The 18,198-nt window shown below is 50.9% G+C and carries 10 protein-coding genes; all 10 read left to right on the top strand.

Annotated elements, in window-relative coordinates; all coding sequences use genetic code 11:
- The first annotated feature begins 446 nt into the window (after window positions 1-446).
- The 10 genes from NYE48_RS25715 (at window position 447) to NYE48_RS25670 (ending at window position 18,120) form a co-directional block, all read left to right on the top strand.
- A complete protein-coding gene (locus NYE48_RS25715) occupies window positions 447-3,485 on the top strand; it encodes an S-layer protein (protein WP_341000375.1) in 3,039 nt (1,012 codons plus the stop codon).
- Between the two features lie 101 nt (window positions 3,486-3,586).
- Window positions 3,587-4,153: a hypothetical protein gene (locus NYE48_RS25710; protein ID WP_341000374.1), complete on the top strand. Its 567-nt coding sequence runs from the start codon at window positions 3,587-3,589 to the stop codon at window positions 4,151-4,153.
- Between the two features lie 125 nt (window positions 4,154-4,278).
- Complete coding sequence (locus NYE48_RS25705) at window positions 4,279-4,557, top strand: alpha/beta-type small acid-soluble spore protein (RefSeq protein WP_036715361.1); 279 nt, start codon at window positions 4,279-4,281, stop codon at window positions 4,555-4,557.
- A 328-nt stretch (window positions 4,558-4,885) separates the two neighbouring features.
- Complete coding sequence (metK, locus tag NYE48_RS25700) at window positions 4,886-6,088, top strand: methionine adenosyltransferase (protein ID WP_212949822.1); 1,203 nt, start codon at window positions 4,886-4,888, stop codon at window positions 6,086-6,088.
- A 250-nt stretch (window positions 6,089-6,338) separates the two neighbouring features.
- Window positions 6,339-10,328 carry an Ig-like domain-containing protein gene (locus NYE48_RS25695; RefSeq protein ID WP_341000373.1) on the top strand — a complete coding sequence of 1,330 codons (3,990 nt, stop codon included), beginning with the start codon at window positions 6,339-6,341 and terminating at the stop codon, window positions 10,326-10,328.
- Between the two features lie 294 nt (window positions 10,329-10,622).
- Window positions 10,623-13,334 carry a stalk domain-containing protein gene (locus NYE48_RS25690; RefSeq protein ID WP_212949825.1) on the top strand — a complete coding sequence of 904 codons (2,712 nt, stop codon included), beginning with the start codon at window positions 10,623-10,625 and terminating at the stop codon, window positions 13,332-13,334.
- Between the two features lie 163 nt (window positions 13,335-13,497).
- Window positions 13,498-14,652, top strand: a complete 1,155-nt coding sequence (locus NYE48_RS25685; protein ID WP_341000372.1) for a sensor histidine kinase — start codon at window positions 13,498-13,500, stop codon at window positions 14,650-14,652.
- Between the two features lie 4 nt (window positions 14,653-14,656).
- Window positions 14,657-15,379, top strand: a complete 723-nt coding sequence (locus NYE48_RS25680) for a response regulator transcription factor (protein ID WP_036715364.1) — start codon at window positions 14,657-14,659, stop codon at window positions 15,377-15,379.
- Between the two features lie 170 nt (window positions 15,380-15,549).
- Window positions 15,550-15,942, top strand: coding sequence for a hypothetical protein (locus NYE48_RS25675; protein WP_341000371.1), 393 nt, complete (start codon window positions 15,550-15,552; stop codon window positions 15,940-15,942).
- Between the two features lie 201 nt (window positions 15,943-16,143).
- Window positions 16,144-18,120 (top strand): helicase-related protein, encoded by a 1,977-nt coding sequence (locus NYE48_RS25670; protein WP_445324046.1) that lies wholly within the window; start codon window positions 16,144-16,146, stop codon window positions 18,118-18,120.
- The last annotated feature ends 78 nt before the right edge of the window (window positions 18,121-18,198 follow it).

Here is an 18,198-nt window from a genome sequence, read left to right as displayed (position 1 = left end):
TTTGTAACTATTACATCCATTCATTGATCATAAAGAACGCCAAACGGCGTTCTTTTTTCTTTTTCGGAAGATCCATTTCCAGTTCGCAAAGCCCCTAAATTTCCACATATCTCCTGTACAAGCAGGTAAATATCCCATCATTACGGCACTCGGGTAACAATTTTGAAATTTTTTTAAAAAAGGTGCAACTTTTTATGACGGCGTGCGTCTAAGATGTAGAGTCAATTACGATGGGCGAATCCAACAATGTCCTGTATAAGAAATTTGTCTATAATTTAGAAAAATGTTCTTTACGGCATCTTGACCCCATTGTATAATACTTAGGTAGTATTAGGAATCTACTCTTTTTTTGTCGTATTCCAAGTTTACCAGTTTCTGTGATTTCGTCACAGACATCATTTATATGGAAATTTTGCTCCGACTCGGGAAAGGGGGTGCACGTGACTATGAGTAACAAGAGCTACCCAATTAAAGAAAACTCTATTGTGATGAAAGTTCAAGGAGGAGAACAAAAGGTTATGAAGAAAATTTTGACAGTCGCTTTGTCTACAGCAATGGCATTCTCCATGTTTGCTTCTGTAGCATTCGGTGATTCCGCAGTATCCGTACAAGAGAAATATGATTCCCTGAAAGCTAAAGGAATCTTCAATGGTTACCCAGACCAACAAGCTCACCTGGAAAGAGACATGACTCGCGCTGAGTTCGCGAAAGTCCTGACTAAACTTCTGGGTCTGAAAGAAGTAACTGGCACTCTGTCTTACAAAGACAAAGGCTACAACGCTAAAAACTGGGCCGTTCCTTACATCGAAGCAGTAACTGCTGCCGGCATCATGGAAGGCCAAGACAAAGTAAAACAAATCTTCAACTACAACGGTAAAGTAACCGTTCAAGAAATGGCTACTGCACTGGTTCGTGCACTGAAACTTGAAGTTCCAGCGAACGCTGACAACAGCGCTTCTACTTGGGCTAAAGGATATGTGCAAGCAGCAATCGACAAAGGTCTGATCTCCAAAGATCTGAACTTCCAAGCTAACGCTACTCGCGAACAACTAGTTAACGCTGCTTACCAAGCAGAGCAAATCATCAACCTTTCCGTAAAGGAATATAAAATCGCTGAGAATGGTAAAGACATTGAGTTCACTTTGAGCTCCGGCGAAGTTGTAAAAGTAACTTTGGAAAAAGCCCTCGAGCCTAACAAAGAAACTGAAGTTAAATTCAAAAACTCTGCTGGCCAAGAAATCACCGCTAAAGTGACTTGGGTAGTAACAGCCGCTCAAAAAATCGTTTCTGCTTCCGGTACAAACTACAAAGAAGTAGTAATCAATTTTGATGGCGAGCTTGACCAACAAACAGCTGAAAATGCAGACAACTATAAAGTTGCTGAATTTACAAAACTGGAGTCCGCTACATTGTCTTCCGACAAGAAGAGCGTAACTCTGCTGCTGCAAGAAGACAGCAAATTGTCTTCGCAAAAAACTTACAACCTGAAAGTTAACGGCGTCAAAAATGCTGGCGGCACTAAGACTTTCAATGAAACAGTTCAATTCTCTGCAGTAGATACTCAGCTTCCTCAAGTTAAAGAAGCTAAAGCTTTGGGAACAAAAGCATTCAAAGTTGTGTTCTCTGAGCCAGTAACGCAAACCACTGCAAGAAACTTGGCTAACTACAAAGTTGACGGCAAAAACATTTCCGGACATGTAGATTATACTTATCCGAACATTGCCTTCATTACTACTGATCTGAGTGTTGGTAAACACACTTTGACAGTACAAGATGTTCAAGATTATGCAAACTTCAAAGTAGCTCCGGTTGAGACGGATCTGACGGTTGCTGAAGATACAGCTGCACCAGAAGTTGAATCCGTAAAAGCAACGGACCTTACTAAAGTTGAAATTACTTTCAATGAATCCGTAAAATCGATCAGCAAAGTATATCATACTTCCAGCAGCAAAAATGCTGATTACAAAATTAAAGACAACAAGCTCATTTTGACTTTCGACAAAGATAAGCAATTGAGCTTGGGTGAAAACACGATCTATGTTGATGGTGTAACTGACTACAGCGGTAACTCTGCTAACCGTCAAATTAAAGTAACGCCTGAATTGGATACAACTCGTCCGACTGTAGCTGGCGTAACTAGCGAAGTTGATGGAGATGTTACGAAAATCACTGTTGAATTCTCTAAAGATGTAAATGCTACTGACATCGCTAACAGAGAAAACTTCACGCTGAAAAAAGAAAATGGAGACATTTTCACGGGTAAAGGCTTTGATACTAAAGGTCACCCAGTAAACCAACCAGTTTTCGCAGTAAGCAAGTACAACAATGAAAAACTGAAAAACAAAGTTGTTCTGACGACAATTGGTAAATTGCCTTCTGGCAAATACACCCTTGAAGTTGCAGGTGTCCGTGATAATACGGCAATTGGAAACACAATTGTTCCTCAAAGCGTAAGCTTTACTGCAACTGAAGCAGGTAACATCGAGCTTAACTCGGCTTGGTATACAATTGATGAAGACAACAACTACGTTGTAAATGTTCAGTTTAATAAACCTGTCGTAACTACTGGTAGCGGAGATGCTCTGGATGTAAACAAATACAACTATGTAGTTGGATCGACTTACTATCCATTCCCATCCACATCGACTGAAGTTAAACTTTACAGCTCTAACACTGTACAACTGACTGTGCCTAGAAAAGATGTTAAAGTTGATTTCGGTGCAGGAAATGTTAGCATCCGTGCTATCAACATTTCTGATGCTGACGGAAACTTTGTATCTAATAAAACAGTTAGCTTGAAAGATCGCAATACTTCGAGAATTGAAGTCGACAAAGATAGTGTTCAAGCTACTGCGAAAAACAAAGTCGTTGCTGACTTTAAAGGTGAGTTGACTCGTTTGTATGCTTCCGATTTTGAATTTACAATCGCAGGCAAAAAGTATACTTCTAGCGACTTCTCTGCCACTATTGTAAATGCATCTTCTGGAAAAACATCGGTTGAATTTAAGTTCTACAATGATGTAATTCCTGCTAATTCCGGTGTTACACTTAACACTGTTGCACAAAATGACATTAGATCCGTTGATGGTTACGGACGTAACCTTCAAGAGATTGTAGCGGCACCTGTAGCTGATAAGATTGCTCCTGTATTGAATACAGCAAATAATGCCAATCCTTTGAGTGCTAACATCGGTACTTCCACTGTAGGTGGAGCTACTTACTATGAAGCAGAACTTACATTTGTAGAAAATGTAAAAGTATTCTATACTTCTGCAGCATTCAAAGTTGCTGTGAACGGTGATTCTGCCGATACAGTTGGTGCTCGTGTAGACGGCAACAAACTGTACGTTCAATTCAAATCTGATGTGAAACTCAGCGACATTAGAAACCTTGAAGTTTACCTCAATGGTAACGCAAATGGTAAATTCGTTGTTGACGAAGCAGGCAATGCTGCTGAAGACTTCAGAACTTCGGTAACTCGCTAAGATTTAAGGAATTAAATTCTTCTTTAAGAAAGAGGGGCTAATGAGATGATTCTCATTAGCCTCTTTTTTAACTTATGTTTGAAATCATATGGAGGCAATTTATGAATAAAGTATCTAAGACGTTATTTACGATAGCATTACTATCTGGCGGCATCGCCCTCGGCTCCATCTTCAACATTACCGCACAAGGTGCAGGCTCTGTAGGTCAACCCGGTACAGCCGACGACCCTGTCGTCACCAAAAGCTACGTTGATCAACAAATCCAAAAAGCTTTAGGCGGTGGCGGAAACACAACAACTACGCCGCCGACGAATCCAACCACGCCAACCAATCCAACTACGCCTCCGGCAACGGAAAAGCCATCCAGCGGAAAAGATGAAACCACGACCGTTGAAAACACGGTGTCCGTTGTTACCTTGAAGCCAGGTGAAAAGTTGATTGCCAAAGCCGGTACTGAGTTTATTATTCGCAGCGGCAAAGGCGTTGTATACAGTCAGGACTCGAACGGTGTAGCGGATCTTACCGATGGAAAAGATATTGCCAATGGACAACCTGTAGGGAATAACCATTTGCTTTCTTTTCCTAGAGACGGACGCGGCATCATGGTGCAGGAGGGCAACAAATATAATTTGATTGTCATGGTGCGTGGCGGATATTCGATCCAATAACATCCATAGATAGCGCTTTATATAGCCTTATTTTTGCCAAAAGTAACAATGATTTATACGTCTATTGCGACGTGAAATACAGATACTAATCCTGCAGTACCAACCATGCAGGAGGTGCATTTTCAATGCCTAGATCAAATAACCGGAATCGTAAGCTCGTGCCTGAATCCAGAGATATGCTGAACCAAATGAAATACGAAATTGCCTCGGAGCTGGGGCTGAGTTCGGCCTATGGTTCTTCCGGCGGGTTTGCGGACACCGAGTTTGCGGGAGAATTAGGCGAAGTTGGCGGATTTGCGGGCGGCGGCTCTTATGCCGGTCATTTGACTTCCCGTCAAAATGGATCGGTCGGCGGGGAAATGACCAAACGTCTCGTTCGCCAAGCGCAACAAAGCTTATTGTAATCTTAAAGCATCATTTTGACCGAAAGCGCTGCAATAACAGCACAAAAGTTTCTTTTGGTGGATTGATGTATCCATTATCTGGAACGATTTTTGCAAATGTAGGATTCATTCTCCTTTCGTTGACATAGGTTGACAAATGCGTTAATATGTCCATTGAGGATTGTCATGCAGCCTTTTCCTGCCTGGGAAAAGGTTCATTTTTTGTATAGGGCATACTTAATGATTATTTATAATCAGGACAATAACGCCGCGTTATGCGGCAGAGCTGTAAAAGGAAGTACGTCGGTTGACGTTTTTCTTAATATTTGATCCTTAGGAGGTTGAACCTATGTCTGTAAAAGGACGTCATCTGTTTACTTCAGAGTCCGTTACGGAAGGACATCCGGACAAGATTTGCGACCAAATCTCCGATGCGGTGCTTGATGCATTTCTGGAAAACGATCCTTACGCTCGCGTAGCCTGCGAAGTGTCGGTTGCGACTGGCCTTGTATTGGTTATTGGTGAAATCAGTACCAAATCCGAGTATGTAGATATCCCAGCTATTGTTAGAAATACCGTCAAAGAAATCGGGTATACACGCGCCAAGTTTGGCTTCGACTACAATACGATGGCCGTGCTGACATCCTTGAACGAACAGTCTGCGGATATCGCCCAAGGCGTAAACGCTGCGCTTGAAAGCCGCGATCCTGCCCAAATGGATAAGGAAACGGAAAATATCGGTGCAGGCGACCAAGGTTTGATGTTTGGTTTTGCGACCAACGAAACGCCGGAGCTTATGCCGCTCCCTATCGCGCTTTCTCACCGTATCGCCCGCCGTTTGTCCGAAGTCCGCAAAGACGGCACGCTTGACTATCTCCGTCCGGACGGCAAAACGCAAGTGACGATCGAATACGTGGACGGCAAACCGGTACGCGTGGACACGATCGTGGTGTCGACTCAGCATTCCGAGGATGCAACGCTTGAGCAAATTCAAGCCGATATTAAGGAAAAGGTTATTCTTCCGGTCGTACCGGCAGAATTGCTGGATGAACAAACGAAATATTTCATTAACCCAACCGGACGTTTCGTGATCGGCGGTCCTCAAGGGGATGCCGGCCTGACGGGCCGCAAAATCATCGTCGACACCTACGGCGGTTATGCACGCCATGGCGGCGGCGCATTCTCCGGCAAGGATCCAACGAAAGTGGACCGTTCCGCAGCGTATGCCGCACGTTATGTTGCCAAAAACATCGTTGCAGCAGGACTCGCAGACAAGTGCGAAATCCAGCTTGCTTATGCGATCGGCGTTGCAACGCCGGTGTCCATCAACGTGGATACGTACGGCACGGGCAAAGTAAGCGACGAGAAGCTCGTTGAGCTGATCCGGAACAACTTTGATCTTCGTCCTGCAGGCATTATCCGCATGCTGGACCTGCGTCGCCCAATCTACAAGCAAACCGCCGCTTACGGTCACTTTGGCCGTACGGACGTCGACCTGCCATGGGAACGCGTGGATAAGGCGGAAGAGCTTAAAGCCCAAGCGGGTCTGTAAGCTTTTCTCTTTAACGGATACAAGAGTTATAATTCCCGGGGGTCACCGCTATACGGGGATGCCCTACAAATTAAAACCTCAGTTTGGCTTTGCGCCGGGCTGAGGTTTTTCGTCGTAAAAAAACCTTCCGGCCAAAGTCCTAAACTTCATCCCTTTTTTGACCGAAAAAGAAGTATAAGCGTGTGTTTTGTGACGGGCTCATAAAACATGTCAGGAGAACACGACGCCCGGGAAAGGAAGGATGAGACGAATGAGAAAAAGGCTGTCACTGCTGCTGGCCTTCATCTTAACGATCGAGGTGGTCTTTGGGGGAGTCGGGGCTGTCACTGCTGCCGCCGCTTCTACGCCAGATTTAGCCGCGAAAATTTCGGCCGCTCCGAATTCGTGCAGCACGGAAGGAGTTGGTCTGACGCCGAGCTTCAATTTGGATTTCAATCAACCCATGAAATTAGTCATACTCGGTGGCGGGATCACCCGGATTTATCTGCAGGATTTAACCGACCCGAAGGGGAGCATGGATAGTCTCCCGATTCAAGGAGATCCGGCTCAACCAGGGACGCATTTTGAGGTAAGATTCGACAATCAGAAGCGGCTGCAATATGGCCACAATTATGTTTTGAAAATGAGCGCAGGTGCTTTTGAAACGGCTGACGGACAAAATACGCCTTCGGAAGAGGCGGCATATCCATTTAGTACGGTAAAAAAAGCCGTGCAGTCTTACGAGCCGGCATCGAATGCAACCGGGATCAATCCCGTGCAATTGAAGCTTAAAATGAGATTCAACGAAGACATGGTTGCCGGTACGGGTTCCATTCAGGTCGTCAAACAATCGGACAATGCCGTCGTGGAGACGATTCCAGCCGCCGGCAATCAGGTGAGCGTCAATGGCTGCGATGTTGTCGTTGCATTGAGCCAAACGCTCGCGAACGATACGACGTATTGGGTGAAAGTAGATCCGAATGCTTTTGCAACCAAAACGGGGCTTCCGTTTGATGGCATACATAGCCCTGGTGAATGGTCTTTTAAGACGCAGCCGAAGACGGCCATCGTAAGTACATATCCGCGCAACAATGACGTCAATGTTCCGGCAGCCACAAAATTGACGTTAACGTATAATTTTCCGGTAACCGCAGGAACCGGTGCCATCGAACTTCGGCGGACAAACGGCGCTTTGATCCAGTCCATTCCTGCAAACCATACTTTGGTAACGGGAAGCGGCACCACCCAAATTACGATGGACTTCAGCAATTACATGACCGGCAACTCCGGGTATTATGTGACGGTTGCCGACGATGCTTTTAAAGATTCGCAAGGCAATGCGGTTCAAGGGATCACGTCGCCTAACGGATGGAGATTTACGACTGCTGTCGACAGTTCCTCGGCGCTGACCATCACCAGCTTCAGTCCGTACCATCAAAGCACCGGCGTGGCCGTCGATTCGGATTTGTACGTCACCTTTAATCGGGAAGTGGTCCGGGGCCCTGGCGAAGTGTCGGTACGCAAATCGGGGAGCAGTTCGAATGTTCCGGTCGATGTCAGCGTCAACGGACGCGAAGTGCGGATACGGCTTCAGTCCGGTTATACGTTCGATTATGACTCGACCTATTACGTTACGATCGGAAGAAACGCTTTTTACGACGCGCAAAATGACAACAACCAGTATCCGGGATTAACATCGGGGTGGACGTTCCAGACGCCGGTGACGGACAGGCAGCCTCCGGTGCTTCAAAGCAGCGAGATGTACAACAATACGACGATCCGGCTCGCCTACAACAAACAGCTGTACGCGGATACCTGGCTGCAAACCAGCAGCTTTACGGTAACGGTCAACGATGAAAAACGCAAAATCAGCTATGTTTCCACTTCGGGGAACAGCGTATACATCACGCTGGAAACCGGGGTGGCCGTAGGCCAGAACGTCAAAGTCAGCTACAGCGGAGGTTCGCGTCCGATTCAAGACCTTTACAAAAATCAGGCGGCGACCTTTTCGGGGCGCGACGTGGTGAACGGAATGGACACGGCCCTCCCCAAACCTTCAAGCGGTTATGTTTCATACAGCAATCTAACCTTATCCTTTAATCAGTCGCTTAAATCGGTTTCGTCGTTCGCTTACGAACAATTTACGGTAAAAGCGGATGACACCGCCGTGGACATCAAGTCGATCAGCCAAAGCGGACAAACGGTTTATTTGACGCTGAGCAGTCCCGTTTCGGACGGCCAGGTGGTGAAGGTAAGCTATAAGCCGGGAAATTATCCGCTGCAGGACAGCAGGGGACAAAACATCAGCGCGTTCACCGATTTTTTCGTGCGAAACTATCAGGACACGAAGCCGCCGGTTTTCCAAAAAGCCGAAGGCACGGACAAAAAGGTGACCCTGACGTATAACGAACCTTTAAGCACGACCAATATCCCGATGAAAAGCCAGTTCTCGGTTCTGGTGAACGGGGCGCCGAATTACGTGAGCGCGGTCGAAGTGAAAAACAACCAGGTGATCTTAACCCAGGCGACATCCATAAACAAGCTTTCCAAGGTGACGATTTCCTACGTTCCGGGGACAAGCCGCCTGACGGATCTTAACGGCAATGCCGCAGGGTACGTCAACCTGGAGCCCGTCAAGATCGTGGAAAACGGCGCCTCCGGAGAGGTCAAATCGATCTCGGTGCAAGGGGACGTCGTGCAAATTACGTATTACCGAACGCTTTTGCAGACCAATGTTTCTTCAGGCCTCTTCCAGGTGTATGTGGACGGATTGATCCGCGGCGTGCTGCAGGCGGTTGTTAACGGCAATACCGTTACTTTAAAGCTGAGCAGCCCCGTCTCCAGCGGACAGAGAGTCGAAGTGACGTATCTGACGGGTGCAAACGGCGTGACGGACAGCGACGGCAACAAGATGCCGGCATTCAATAATCTGGTGGCAGGGGAGTTCACCGGGGACAAGGCGGATGCGAACCGGCCGGATTATCTGTCGCTGACCGAAGTGAAAAATTTTGGAATATCGGCATTTGCGTTAAGCGAGGCGGCCGCAGTTCCCGCAGCCAATATCCAGTCCCGAAACAATCAAACGATCAAACGCATCGTCGTGGATTCGGAGAAACTTATCAACGCATACGAATACATCGCGAGCAGCAGATCCGGCACGCATTTGACGTTAATCGAAGCCCAGTCAGGCTCAAACGGCGTTTCCGTTAGCCTTTCGCTTAGCGCTTTGGAAAGCATTTATGCCAAGGACAAAAACGCGGCGATTGCGGTAAAAGCGGGGGAATCGATGATGGTTCTCCAGTTGAGCCGGCTCGATATCGCCGGCATTGCCCGAAGCCTGAACACCTCCTCGTCCAACGTGGCTTTAAACATCGCGGTGGAAAAGCTGACGGGAGACTCAGCGGCATTTATGAACGGTAAAATAAGCGCATCCGCGATCACCAAAATGGCCGAACCTGTCGATTTCTATATCACGGCCGTCCATAACAACGCTTCGTCTTATTCGGTGGATGTGCAGGTTGACAATGAGTATTGGATTTCGAACACTTCGACTTCGCTTGTCGATAAAATAAGCGTATTCCGATGGGACCGGGGCGCGGACAAAATGACCTTCGTTCCTTCCATTGTTGTGAACCAAGGTGCAAGGAAAGTTTTTAAAGCCAAAATCAAAGGAAACTATACCGTCGTCATCGGCGTTTCGTACAAATATTATACCGACGTCGTCAGCCACTGGGCTTCCAAAGCGATCCAAGCTTTATCCGGAAAACTGATCATCGAAGGCCGAACGAGCAACAAATTCGAACCGAATAAAATGATCACCCGGGCCGAGTTTGCGGAATACGTAGCCAGAGGGCTCGGCCTTTCCGGCGACGTGCAAACGTCCCAGCGCTTCTACGACATTACCAATACGAAAGAGAATGCGTTTATCGGCGCGGCGGTCAAAGCCGGAATCATCGTCGGCAACAAAGACGGTTCGTTTAAGCCGAACAATCCGATTACCCGCGAAGAAATGGCGATCATGATGATGCGGGCCATGAATTATGCCGGATATCGGGCGACGCTTGCTTATACTCCGGAAACGTATCTGCAGAAGTTCGCCGACTATAAAAAGATTCAAGTCAAGGATACCGTTGCCAAGCTCCTAAAAGAGGGCATCATCCAAGGCGTGAGCGAGAAATCGTTCCAACCGAAAGGCAATGCGACAAGAGCGCAGGCGGCGGTGATGCTCCAAAGAATGCTGGAAAAAATAGAATATATGTAAGTTTTGCAAGCCTGATCCCCCCATTCGGAGGGGACCGGGCTTTTTTTCGACCGAATCTGGCGATTTCGTTAAAAAAAGCATATTTATCCGTAACTTTTCCGGCTTAAAACAGTCTATTAAATAGGACAGAGGTTACAGAAAAGTAATCTCTTAAGCTCGTAAAAGCGAACCGAATGGGCAACATTGGCCAGCGGTGGAACTTTTTTCTAAGCAGAGACGTCAGTAGATTATTAGTTTTATTCCGGTTCATAGGGTTGGAATGTGTTTTAAAAAAAGATGGGAGAGTAACGCTTCATGAAAAGAAACGGAAAGACAAGTGACAGCAAGCAGGGGATGGCGGCAAGCAAAAAGTGGATGGTCGTTTCGCTCGCGGGATTGCTTTTTATCGCCCCCGTCGTCGGCAGCGGGATTCCGCTGAACGGGCATTCCATTTCATCGGTAGCGAGCGCTGCGTCCGCATCGGTCGTCAAGCTGGATGAAAATCCGGTGACGTCGGGCGCGATGTTGACCAAATACAAGTTCACGACGACCCGTTCCGGGAAAAAGGCCACCGCTTTGGCGGACGTGATCCGGATCGATCTGCAAAACCCGTACGTCAAGATCGACGTGATGAACGGCAAAAACGGCCAGTTTACGACGAAACAAAGCACCGGCGGCATGGCCAAAGAAAACGGCGCCGTTGCTGCAGTGAACGGGGACTACTTTAATACCACCGCGGACGGCGCGCCGATCGGCGGCCAAGTGACGGACGGACAGCTTCTGTCGACGCCGTCGGACATTAAAGGGATGTATTCCTTTGCGGTGACGACGGACGGCAAGCCGATCATCGACGAGTTTGCCTTCAGCGGCTCCGTAACGGCAGAGGACGGATCGTCCTTCCCGCTCGCGGGCATCAATAAATCTTCGTATAATCCGGAAAGCAGCAGCGCGACCTACAGCCACGCGGACGCCATGTACATCTACACCAGCGCCTGGAAATCGACGGAGCGTCCGAAAAACAGCGCAACGACGCCGATCGAGGTGCTTGTTCAGAACGACGTCATTACGCAGATTTCCGACGTGGGCGGATTCGTGGGGATGCAGGTGCCGCAGGACGGATATATTTTGCGGACCCACGGCAAAGCCGCCGAATTCGTGAAAAATCATCTGGCCGTCGGCCAAACGCTGAAGACCAGCTACATGCTGAACTCGAAAACGATGGGTCAGTCCGTGGATCCCTCCAAACTGCAGACGATGATCGGCGGGCACACCATTTTGGTGAATAACGGCAAAGCCGCCGCCTTCTCCCGCGACGTGTCCAGCATCGGCGGATACCGGGCGCGGACGGCTCTCGGCTACTCGAAGGACGAGCGTTACGTCTATATCGTGACGGTAGAGAAAAACGACAACAGCTCCGGCATGTCGCTGGGCGAGCTGCAGTCGTTTATGGTCGACATCGGCGTATGGAAGGGCATGAACCTCGACGGAGGCGGTTCGACGACGCTGGTCAGCAGGCCTCTGGGCGAAAATGACGCCACGCTTACCTTTCATACCGAATACGGGACGCAGCAGCGCAGCGTCGTGAACGCCGTGGGCGTGTTCTCCGAAGCGCCGAAGGGCGAACTGAAAGGCCTGAAGATCAGCGGTTCCTCGGCCATCCTGATCGGCCAGCAAGCCTCCTTTAAGTTAAAAGGCTACGACAATTACTACAATCCGGTGGATACGTCCAGCCTTACGCCGACATGGAAATCCAGCAACGGCAACATTAAAGTGAGCGGCCAGACCGTTACCGGGGTGAAGCCGGGAACCTCGACCATTACCGCGGTCAGCGGCCAAGCGAGCACAAGCATGCAAGTGAAGGTGCTGGGGGCAAGCGATTTGACCGCGCTTAACGTCGGTTCCCAAACGGCGCCGCTGCAGGCAGGCAGCACGGTATCCGTGCCGGTGACCGCCGTGACGAAGGACGGGGACAAGGTCGAAGTGCCGGAAAGCGCGCTGAAGTGGGAGTTCGTCGGCTTTAAAGGCAGCGTGAAAAACGGCAAGCTGACCGTGGCCTCCGTTGATCCGGACGTTAAAGTGGGGTATGCGATCGCCCGTTACAACGGCTTCAGCACGGCGGTCATCCTGTCGGCAGCCGGCGAAGACCTGTGGGAGAACTTCGAAAACGTCTCTTATCCGGTCCAGTTTACGAGCAATCATCCGCAAGTGACCGGCACCGCCGCCGTAACGCAAGGAACCGGGGACCATGCAGGTTCGAAAGTGCTTCAATTGACGTATGACATGACCGCGGGCACAGGCAAAATGTACGCGTACGCGGAACTGAACGGCACGGCAGGCAAAACGATTGCGGCTCCGGCCACCCGGATGTCGATCGACGTGATGGGCGACAACAGCCTGAACTGGGCCCGTGCGGAGCTGAAGGACAACAACGGTCAAACCGTCTACGTGGATCTGGCCAAGGCAATCGACTGGGACGGCTGGAAAACGATCGATGTCGACCTCAGCGATAAAGGAATCGCCTTCCCGGCCCAACTTAAGCGCGTCTATGTCGTAAACGTGGAAGAGGGACAGGACGAACGGGCGAAAACAGGCACGGTCGCATTCGACAATATCAAATTCACGATGCCGTCCCTATCCAGCGAGGCCGGCTTGCCGACCGGAAAAGTCGTGATGGCGATCGGCCAGAAGTCCTTTACCGCGAACGGACAGAGCAAAACGATGGAAGTTGCCCCCGTCATGAAGGGAGCAAGTACCTATATTCCTATCAAATACGTGCTGGATACGTTCGGAGGCCGGGCGGTATGGGATGCCGCCAATCAACGAATCACGGTGACGCGTGGTGGAAAAGTCATGGATTTGACGGTAGGAGATACGGACTTTATCCTAAACGGAAAGCGCAAAGGCGCAAATGTTGCTCCATATATTAGTAATGGTCGGACTTTAGTCCCACTTCGTCTCGTATCCGAGCAATTAGGATTAAATGTAAAATGGGAACAAAAAACGAAGACCGTCACTATCGAATCATGATATGGTATGATATGTATAGAAATGAACTAATGACCATGGATCACGGGAGTCAGTCCGGTAGAGTTCTATTTTGCGTGCGATATACAAGTTACTGTGTTCGTCGGACCGACTCGTAGCTCATTCTATATAGAACTGTAATGGTAAGAAATGGAGTAGAACGTACGTGGATTTTCAAGCCGATGCGATAGACCGCGTCATTAAGAACGCCATTCAGGTGATGGAAAACAGCAAGTATCAGATGTTCGAGATTCTTGAGGCGGCCCGGGACGAGCTGGCCTCATTGAATCAGGAGCTGCAATACGTGATGAAGGAAACGATCGAAACGCTGCAAAAGGTGGATCAGCTGGAGCTGAACTACAAGCGTTCGCGCATCCGGCTGACGGAAGTCAGCCGGGACTTCGTCCGCTACAAAGAGGATGACATCAGGCAGGCGTATGAGAAAGCGACGCAGCTGCAGCTCGATGTTATGATTTATCGCGAGAAGGAAATGTACCTGAAGGCAAGACGCGATGAATTGCAAAAAAGGGTCCGAAATGTTGAAAACTCTGTTGAACGTGCTGAATCCATCGGATCACAAATGGGTGTGGTACTGGAGTACTTGTCAGGCGAACTGGGACAGGTGACTCGGATTATCGAAACGGCGAAAAACCGTCAGTTGATCGGTCTGAAAATCATACTGGCTCAGGAAGAGGAACGCAAACGCATTGCCCGCGAAATCCATGATGGTCCCGCACAGCTGCTGGCCAATCTCGTTCTCCGCACGGAAATTGTGGAAAGAATGCTGATGAAGCAGGAATTTAAGATGGTGCAGGACGAAATATTAGATTTGAAGGAACAAGTGCGCTCCAGCCTGGAAGAAATGCGGAAGGTCATCTTTAACCTCAGGCCGATGGCTCTTGATGATTTGGGGCTGATCCCGACGCTCCGGAAATACGTGCATGATTACGAGGAGAAGACGAAAATCCGTACGATTTTCGAAACGCGGGGCAAAGAGCACCGTCTCTCTTCCGCCATGGAAGCAGCCATTTACCGCTTGGTGCAGGAAGCGCTTAGCAACGCGGCCAAGCATGCCTATCCTACTTATGTTTTAGTCGAGATTACATACCAGGCCCAGATGGTGAAAATTGTTGTTCAGGATAATGGACTCGGTTTTAAGGTGGAACTCCTGGAACAGAAATCGAAAGATCATTTTGGGTTGATCGGGATGCGCGAGAGAGTGGAGCTGCTCGAAGGAAGAATGGAACTTGAATCCGCAGAGAACCAGGGTACAAAGATCGTAATCCATATCCCAACGAACGTGGAGAAGGGAAAGGAGTAACAGGATGGAAAACAGGGATTCTGACAAAACAACCATTAAAGTCCTTTTGGCTGACGATCATCAATTGTTTCGCGAGGGTCTGAAGCGCATTTTGAACATGGAGGATGACATTGAAGTCATCGGCGAATGCGGGGACGGCATTCAAGTATTGGAATTTTGCAACGAAGAAAAACCGGACATCGTGCTCATGGACATCAATATGCCGGTCGAAAACGGCGTGGAGGCGACCGAGAAGCTGCGTGAGCTGTTTCCGGACGTGAAGGTCATCATTCTGTCCATTCACGACGACGAAAGTTATGTATTCGAAACGCTCCGCAAAGGCGCTAACGGTTACCTGCTGAAGGACATGGAGGCGGAGTCGCTGATCAATGCGATTCGTTCGGTGCAGGAAGGATACGCTTTTATTCATCCGAAAGTCACCGGTAAATTGATCCAGCAGCTGCGCCGCATGACGTTCCTGAACGAAACGGGAGCCATGGCGGAAAGCGGCGTCAGGGAAGCCGGAGTTAAATTCGTTGCCGGGGAAAATAATCCGTTGACCCGCCGCGAAGCCGAGGTGCTGCGCCTGATGGCAGAGGGCAAGAGCAATAAAATGATCGGGGAATACCTCTTCATTAGCGAAAAAACGGTGAAAAACCATGTCAGCAGCATTTTGCAGAAGATGGAGGTCGACGACCGCACGCAAGCCGTCATCAACTCGATCAAATACGGTTGGGTAACGCTATGACGCTGAGCAGCTTTGGAACTTCTGGTTCCGGCTGCCATTGTTTGTGAAATTTCCCACGGGATATAGGCTATGGACGTGACCGCCCAAAAGGGTGCGGGCTTCTGATGCGCTTTCATTCACCGACCTGCTGCGACCAGCATATATTGTTGGTAACAGGGAGGTGAGTCAGCATGTTGACCCCGTTATTGTCCATCCTTCTGGTGTATATGGCAGCGATTGCGGCGGTTCATGCCTTTCATGCCTGGCAAAAGCGCCGGGAAAGGCGCGCAATTCACTATATTCTCGTCACGTTTAACCATGAACGCCAAATCGAATGGTATGTCCGCGCTCTGGGCTTTTATGCCTGGGTGACGGGCAAAAGAATTCGCCTAACGGTGCTCGATCTCCATTCGGATGATGCCACGATTGGCATTGTCAGACGGCTTAAGGGGTTGGCCGGCATGGAGCTGTCCGTGACGACCGATGAATCGGTCTTAAGCCGTGCTGGCGGTTCCGAAGATTCGGATGTAACGACGATCGATTTGCGAAATCCGCATGAAGCGAGGCAGATTCCCTATGTCTAGGACGAAGCCCGCAAACAGCGGCATAGGGAGTATTCCGATGTGAAGCACACTTCTTAACGGGGAACCGGGGAGGTGTGCTTTTTTGCTTAATTCAACAATATTGACGGTCATGATCGGCGAAATGTTGCGGATCGGACGGATTGGGACAAGCCCGATTGGAACGCGGCGATACATTTGGGCCGAGAATATTTCTAAGGAGGGATGCGCGTGCGGGTGGCAGTTTATGCCGTTGTGCATGAAGGGAAATGGAGAATAAGACGTTCGCTGGATTTGCGGGTGGATGTTCTGTGGTGGGGGCAGCGGTTTTGCGCGACGCCAGGTTCCGCCAGGATGGTATTGTTGTCCGCGGCAACCGCGTTAAGTTCGGCAGTCCGGTTGGAGCAGCGTTTTGAGCCGCGGACGGATATGAACGGATGGGATCCGCGGAAGTGGGGGCTCTGGTTTCGCGAGCGGATGGAAGAGGAAGCGGGCCGGGGGACGAATGGGGATGCAGCCGTTGGTGGACAAGCGCTATTCGGCGGTTCCGGGGAAAGTTTGCATAACGGCAGCGGGGTATGGATGTGGGATTTTCGCCAGTCGGTGCCCGAGCAGGTTTTGCGCCTGCTGGAGCGTCCCGCCGGACCGGGACAGGCTGCCGGTGCTTTGGCCGAGCTTGGCGGAATGTCCGATGCGCTGGTCGCGCAGGTCAGCGGCAGATCGCTGCTCGCAGCGGAGGTCGACGCGCTGCTGCAGGAGATGGCGCCGGGCCTTGCTGGCGCCTGGCACAGCGCCGCCCAGCTGGCCAGCCTGCAGGGCCGGCTGGCGCTGGACGCGGGCCTTGCGGATGCCGGCCCGCGTCGGGGAGGCGGCCTGCTGCGCATGGGCCGCCCGAGGCTCCCCCGGTGCCGGCGCTGCGGCAGCGAAGCCACGGGCCGCACGGCATGCGCCGCGTGCGGCCGCGCGGACTGCGCCTACTGCGAGGCGTGCCTCGCTCTGGGGCGCAGTCGCGCCTGTTCGCTGCTGCTCCGCTCAGCAGCGAGGGACCCGGCCGTGCGCGCAGCGGCCGGGCCGTCCACCGCCGCGGTGCGCGGGCGGTGGGGATTGAGCGCGGCGCAGGGCGATGCCGCCTGCGCCGCGCTGGGGTTCCTGGCGGAGCCGCCCCGCAGGGGCTCCGCGGCCCCGGGCGGCCGAGCGGAGCGGCCGCTGGCCCCCGCCAGACATGCCCGCTTCCTTCTATGGGCCGTCACCGGCGCGGGCAAAACCGAGATGATCTTTCCGCTGCTCGGCGCGATATTGGAGAGGGGCGGCCGCGTGCTGGTGGCCACGCCCCGCCGGGACGTCGTGCTGGAGCTAGCGCCCCGGCTGGCCAAAGCCTTTTCGGACACGCGGATCGTCACCTTGTATGGAGGCAGCGACGAACGTTGGCGTGAAGGCGACCTGACGCTGGCGACAACCCATCAGCTGATGCGTTTTTATCAGGCCTTTGACCTGGTCGTCATCGACGAACTTGACGCTTTTCCTTACCATAACGACCCGATGCTGGCTTATGCGGCCGAGCATGCTTGCAAACCGGACGGAAAGTTCGTTTATCTGTCCGCAACGCCCCCGCGCCCTTTGCAAAAGGAAGCGGCCCGCGGCCGTCTGCCGCATGCGAAAGTGCCCGTCCGGTTTCATGGGCATCCCCTTCCGGTTCCCAAGCGGATCGCGCTCAAAAGCATCGAGCAATGTTTGCGCCAGCCGATGCTTTTAAAGCGGTTGTCGAGCCATCTGAGTCTGTCGTTGGAGCGGGGGGCGCAAATTTTTTTGTTCGTTTCCCGCATTCGGCATATCGATCCCCTTGTCGCCATCCTGCGCAGGATGTTGGGCGGGGTCCGCATCGAAGGCACTTCATCGGAGGACCCCTTCCGCGCGGAGAAAGTGACGCGGTTTCGCCGGCGGGAAATCAGGCTGCTGGTGACGACGACGATTTTGGAACGCGGGGTGACGGTTCCGCGCAGCGACGTTTTTATCGCGGATGCCGACAGCAGCCTTTTTGACGAAGCTTCGCTCGTGCAAATGGCCGGCCGGGCAGGCCGTTCCGCCGAGGACCCGGCAGGCCGGGTCGTGTTTGCCTCGCCGCAGTGGACGATTTCGCAGAAAAGAGCCGTCAACCAAATCAAAAGCATGAATCGCATTGCGCGGAAAAACGGGTATCTTTGAAGGACTCCTGGGCAGATCCTTCTAAGTGACGCGCGGGGGGATTTTCCCGTCCATTGAGCTCACAACGAGAGAATGTCC

Origin of the sequence: Paenibacillus sp. FSL M7-1455, from assembly GCF_038004655.1 — a bacterium.
Lineage (GTDB): Bacteria > Bacillota > Bacilli > Paenibacillales > Paenibacillaceae > Paenibacillus_AQ > Paenibacillus_AQ cookii.
This window is presented reverse-complemented; position numbering and strand designations above follow the sequence as displayed.

Bases quoted from the DNA above. Each gene is read 5' to 3' on its own strand.
- NYE48_RS25715 (WP_341000375.1), top strand. From the start codon at position 447: ATGAGTAACAAGAGCTACCCAATTAAAGAAAACTCTATTGTGATGAAA.
- NYE48_RS25710 (WP_341000374.1), top strand. From the start codon at position 3,587: ATGAATAAAGTATCTAAGACGTTATTTACGATAGCATTACTATCTGGC.
- NYE48_RS25705 (WP_036715361.1), top strand. From the start codon at position 4,279: ATGCCTAGATCAAATAACCGGAATCGTAAGCTCGTGCCTGAATCCAGA.
- metK (WP_212949822.1), top strand. From the start codon at position 4,886: ATGTCTGTAAAAGGACGTCATCTGTTTACTTCAGAGTCCGTTACGGAA.
- NYE48_RS25695 (WP_341000373.1), top strand. From the start codon at position 6,339: ATGAGAAAAAGGCTGTCACTGCTGCTGGCCTTCATCTTAACGATCGAG.
- NYE48_RS25690 (WP_212949825.1), top strand. From the start codon at position 10,623: ATGAAAAGAAACGGAAAGACAAGTGACAGCAAGCAGGGGATGGCGGCA.
- NYE48_RS25680 (WP_036715364.1), top strand. From the start codon at position 14,657: ATGGAAAACAGGGATTCTGACAAAACAACCATTAAAGTCCTTTTGGCT.
- NYE48_RS25675 (WP_341000371.1), top strand. From the start codon at position 15,550: ATGTTGACCCCGTTATTGTCCATCCTTCTGGTGTATATGGCAGCGATT.
- NYE48_RS25670 (WP_445324046.1), top strand. From the start codon at position 16,144: ATGCGCGTGCGGGTGGCAGTTTATGCCGTTGTGCATGAAGGGAAATGG.